At 46.4% G+C, this 4,610-nt stretch carries 4 protein-coding genes; 3 read left to right on the plus strand and 1 reads right to left on the minus strand.

Annotation, left to right across the window (positions count from 1 at the left end):
• Window positions 1–121 precede the first annotated feature (121 nt).
• The gene (gene fldB, locus TW84_RS22760; RefSeq protein WP_045977893.1) at window positions 122–643 is read right to left on the minus strand and encodes a flavodoxin FldB; all 522 of its coding nucleotides are present in this window, start codon (window positions 641–643) and stop codon (window positions 122–124) included.
• Window positions 644–806: 163 nt separating this feature from the next.
• Here fldB and xerD point away from each other — a divergent pair, with 163 nt between their 5' ends.
• The 3 genes from xerD (at window position 807) to recJ (ending at window position 4,376) form a co-directional block, all read left to right on the plus strand.
• On the plus strand, window positions 807–1,703 hold the full coding sequence (gene xerD, locus TW84_RS22765; RefSeq protein WP_045977896.1) for a site-specific tyrosine recombinase XerD: 897 nt from the start codon (window positions 807–809) through the stop codon (window positions 1,701–1,703).
• Between the two features lie 39 nt (window positions 1,704–1,742).
• Window positions 1,743–2,492, plus strand: coding sequence for a thioredoxin fold domain-containing protein (locus TW84_RS22770; protein WP_045977894.1), 750 nt, complete (start codon window positions 1,743–1,745; stop codon window positions 2,490–2,492).
• 147 nt (window positions 2,493–2,639) lie between these two features.
• Window positions 2,640–4,376 carry a single-stranded-DNA-specific exonuclease RecJ gene (gene recJ / locus TW84_RS22775; protein ID WP_045977895.1) on the plus strand — a complete coding sequence of 579 codons (1,737 nt, stop codon included), beginning with the start codon at window positions 2,640–2,642 and terminating at the stop codon, window positions 4,374–4,376.
• Window positions 4,377–4,610 lie beyond the last annotated feature (234 nt).

Genomic DNA, 4,610 nt, shown 5'->3' on the forward strand with positions numbered 1-4,610 from the left:
TTTCAGGACGAGACAAACAAAAAACAAAGGGTTGACGTAAACGCCAACCCTATAAATCTTTAGTTATCCGTAGGGCGAAGCCCGTTCCCGCATCCCGATTCCCGCATCCCGATTCCCGTTTTTACAGCGTCTCTTGATACTCAACCAGAATCTGCTCAATCCAAGTGGCAATACGCTCATCGCTGAGCTCATACTGAGAATCTTCGTCTAAAGCGAGGCCGACAAACTGGCTGCGATCTTCGGTCAGTGCCTTTGATGCTTCAAACTCGTAACTATCATCGTTTGGCCAGTAGCCAATCAGGTTTGCACCTGTCTTCTTAAGTTGATCGTGCAACATACCCATTGCATCCAGATACCATTCGCCGTAGCCTTCTTGATCGCCTAAGCCATATAGTGCGATGGTCTTACCATTGAGCGACAAACCATCGATTTGATCCCATATTTCATTCCAGTCTTCTTGAATTTCACCAAAATCCCAGGTTGAAATGCCTAAAATCAGAAAATCATAATCAGCCATCTCTGCCAGAGGCGTTTCTTTGACATTGCGGATATCCACCAATTCCTCACCTATGATGGCACGCATTTTCTCGGCTGCCATTTCTGTGTAGCAAGTCGTAGAACCGTAAAATAGACCAATTTTCATCACGTTCTTTTTCATTATTTTGAATCAATAGCGAATTCTAAACACAAAATGGCGAGCTTTGCAGCGAATATCCATATCGAATGGCAATTTTTATAGCTTTATTGCTGCGTGGCACTTACATTGAGCGCATATCATAAAGTTGAGGATTACAGTGTCAGAGATGATGTCACCCGATCAGGGGATGGTAGAGCAGTTTCTAGATGCGATGTGGTTGGAGCGAGGATTATCCGAAAATACGCTGGCATCTTATCGTAATGATTTATCCAAACTACTTCAGTGGATGACTGCAAATAACTATAGGCTCGATTTTATTAGTTTGTCTGGTTTACAGGATTACCAAAGTTGGTTAATGGATCAGGGCTTCAAGCAGACCTCAAGAGCCCGCATGTTGTCTGCGATTCGTCGCTTGTTTCAGTATTTGCATCGAGAAAAAGTGCGAGCGGATGATCCTAGTGCTTTATTGGTCAGCCCTAAGTTGCCCAAGAGACTACCCAAAGATCTAAGTGAAGAGCAGGTTGAAGCGCTGCTCAATGCGCCAGACCCAAACGATGCAATGGAACTGCGTGACAAAGCCATGTTGGAATTACTTTATGCGACAGGCTTGCGTGTGACCGAGCTCGTCAGTTTGACGATGGAAAATATCAGCCTTCGTCAGGGCGTTGTGCGTGTTACGGGTAAAGGGGGCAAAGAGCGTTTGGTGCCAATGGGCGAAAATGCGGTTGATTGGATTGAAACTTTTATCCAACAAGGCAGGTCTGAGTTACTTGGGGAAACTACATCCGATGTCGTCTTTCCGAGTAAAAGAGCTCGCCAGATGACGCGTCAGACATTCTGGTACCGTATCAAGCATTATGCGGTTTTGGCTGGTATCGATACCGAGATGTTGTCGCCTCACGTATTACGCCATGCTTTTGCGACGCACTTGCTCAACTACGGCGCCGACCTGCGTGTAGTGCAGATGCTACTCGGGCACAGCGACTTGTCGACGACACAAATTTATACTCATGTAGCGACAGAACGGCTAAAACAGCTACACAGTGAACATCATCCAAGAGCATAAGGGATTATCTCTTATCATATTAAAAATAAGGTGAATTTAATGAGCGTAATACGCCGAATAACTCTACTTACGTTACCACTGCTCGTGGCGGCACAGGCAGTAGCAGCGGAAGTCAAATTTGATAAGGCTCAGCTTGAAGAGCGTTTTGCCAAGTTAGGGCTAGAAGTAAAACAAGTGGTTCCAGCAGAGATAGATGGTTTAGTCGAAGTGCAGACTAGTGGTGGAATTCTTTTCGCTTCGCCAAACGGTGACTACTTTCTAGCGGGCACACTGTATAAGCTTGATGGCAATGGTCAGTATGAAGATGTGTTGGCGAAACGTCAGGCACCGATCAATGCGAATAAAATTGAAACTTTCAAAGACAGCATGATCGAGTTTAAGGCCAAAGACGAGAAATACGTTATCACTGTCTTCACCGATATTACTTGTGGTTACTGTGTGCGTCTTCATAGCCAAATGAAAGACTACAACGATTTAGGCATTACTATTCGTTACATGGCTTACCCACGTCAGGGCGCAACGGGTTCTGTTGCGGATCAAATGGCAACGATTTGGGGTTCGGATGATCCTCAAGCTGCCATGCATAACGGCAAGGTAAAACGTGAATTCCCTGAAAAGAGCAAAAATTTCGCCAAGTATCAGGAAATCATCAAAGAGCATTACGCACTTGGACGTGAGTTAGGTATCAGCGGAACGCCAGCAATTTTCCTACCAAACGGTGAAATGGTTGGTGGTTATTTACCACCTGAGCAGATGCTGCAACGCCTACAACAAACACAAAAATCGTAACTCAGCCTTCAGAGTTACGTTTGAGTGCCTGAGAAGCTATCTTGTGATGAGAATCCTATGCCATGAATTAGGTTGATATAAGATTCTCATCTGTTAACTTGTTCGCTATTCAGGCGTCCTGCCCAAGAACAAGGCTCAATCCAATCTATGATCGAAATTCAACGACGGCCTGAGGTTGATCTCAGTCTGCTTTCTACCGACATTGCGCCACTTCTTAAGCGCATTTATATCTCACGCGGTATCACCAGTGCCCAGCAGTTAGAAACGACGGCGCGTGCATTGCACTCTTATCAAAAACTGCACGGTATTGACGCTGCTGTCGAACTTCTATTTGAAGCTATTCAAGGCAATAAACGTATTATTGTCGTAGGAGATTTCGACGCCGATGGGGCAACCAGCTCGGCCTTGTCGGTGATTGCATTACGAATGCTAGGTTCCAATAACGTCGATTATTTGGTGCCAAATCGTTTTGAAGATGGTTATGGTCTTAGCCCTGAAGTCGTTGATCAGGCGATTGAGATTGGAGCTGAAGTGATCATGACGGTCGATAATGGCGTTTCTTCAATTGATGGTGTGCGCTATGCGAAAGAGCAGGGCTTGAAGGTACTGGTTACTGACCACCACTTACCCGGCCACGAATTACCGAATGTTGACGCTATGGTCAACCCAAATCTCGAAGAGTGTGCTTTTCCTTCGAAAGCCCTAGCTGGAGTGGGAGTAGCGTTTTATCTCATGATGGCACTGTGTGTTCATATGAGAAAGCAAGGGTGGTTTGTTCATCAGGGCATGGCAGAGCCTAAACTGATGGAACTGATCGACTTGGTTGCTCTGGGCACGGTTGCTGATGTAGTGCCTCTGGATGAAAACAACCGCATTCTGGTTCACCAAGGTCTGCAGCGTATACGTGCGGGTAAAGCAAGACCTGGTATTCAAGCCTTGATTGAAGTCGCAAAGCGAGATGCACGTCGATTGGTCGCTGCCGATTTCGGTTTTGCACTGGGTCCGCGTATCAACGCAGCTGGTCGTTTGGATGACATGTCATTTGGTGTTGAACTATTGATGGCCAACAACATTCATGCTGCACGTCGTATGGCGAGTGAGCTGGATGGTTTGAACCAAACGCGTAAAGAAATCGAAGAAGGCATGAAGCAGGAAGCGATGGCTTTTTGTGAGCGTCTTCAATTTGGTGATGAGAACATGCCCCATGGGCTGGTACTTTTTCAGCGTGACTGGCACCAAGGTGTGATTGGCATTTTAGCATCTCGAATCAAAGAGAAGTTCCACCGTCCTGTGATTGCCTTCGCCGATGGTGGTGAAGGGAGCATTAAGGGCTCATGCCGTTCGATTCCAGGCCTGCATATGCGTGACACTCTCGATCGTATTGATACTCAAAATCCCGGTCTGATCCTCAAATTTGGTGGTCACGCCATGGCGGCTGGCCTGACGATCATGGAAAAAGACTTCGAACGATTTGCTCAGTTGTTTGATGAGGCTGTGAAACAAGAGTTGGACGACGCTGCACTCAAAGGTGTGATTTTGTCTGACGGTGAATTGAAGCCAGAAGAGTTTTCAATGCACATCGCAGAGATGCTTCGTGCTGGTGGACCGTGGGGGCAGGCGTTCCCTGAACCTCTGTTCGACGGTGAGTTTAAGGTTCTGCATCAGAAATTGGTGGGAGAAAAGCACCTAAAACTAATGCTAGAACCTCTACACAAAGGTCATCCAACCAATATTATGATTGATGGTATTGCATTCAACGTCGATCTGCGTCGCTGGCCAGATGCTTCAGCGAAAACGGTTCGTTTAGCGTATAAGCTTGATATCAACGAGTTTCGGGGCAATCAATCGCTGCAATTGATGATTGATCATATTGAGGCGAAATAGAGTACGGGCATAGCCCTACAGAACGCGTAGCTCGGAGAACGGGCTACGCCCTTCGAGAAAAGAGTCTTACGACTATTTCGGATTCTTCTGCTGGGTTGTTCCATAGATCGAGTAAGGGTTCTATTCGCTTTAAGAGATCCCCAACTCGTTCGTGCCTCACTCTTGAGGATGACGTTGTTTGGGATGGCCTGATGTACAAGCGGTCATTCCATAAAACGACGAAGGAGTGAGTAG

Origin of the sequence: Vibrio neptunius, assembly GCF_000967495.1 — a bacterium.
GTDB classification, from domain to species: domain Bacteria; phylum Pseudomonadota; class Gammaproteobacteria; order Enterobacterales; family Vibrionaceae; genus Vibrio; species Vibrio neptunius.

What these genes read in the sequence shown, in the direction of transcription:
- recJ (WP_045977895.1), top strand. Translation starts at nt 2,640, where the DNA reads ATGATCGAAATTCAACGACGGCCTGAGGTTGATCTCAGTCTGCTTTCT.
- TW84_RS22770 (WP_045977894.1), top strand. Translation starts at nt 1,743, where the DNA reads ATGAGCGTAATACGCCGAATAACTCTACTTACGTTACCACTGCTCGTG.
- xerD (WP_045977896.1), top strand. Translation starts at nt 807, where the DNA reads ATGTCACCCGATCAGGGGATGGTAGAGCAGTTTCTAGATGCGATGTGG.
- fldB (WP_045977893.1), bottom strand. Translation starts at nt 643, where the DNA reads ATGAAAATTGGTCTATTTTACGGTTCTACGACTTGCTACACAGAAATG.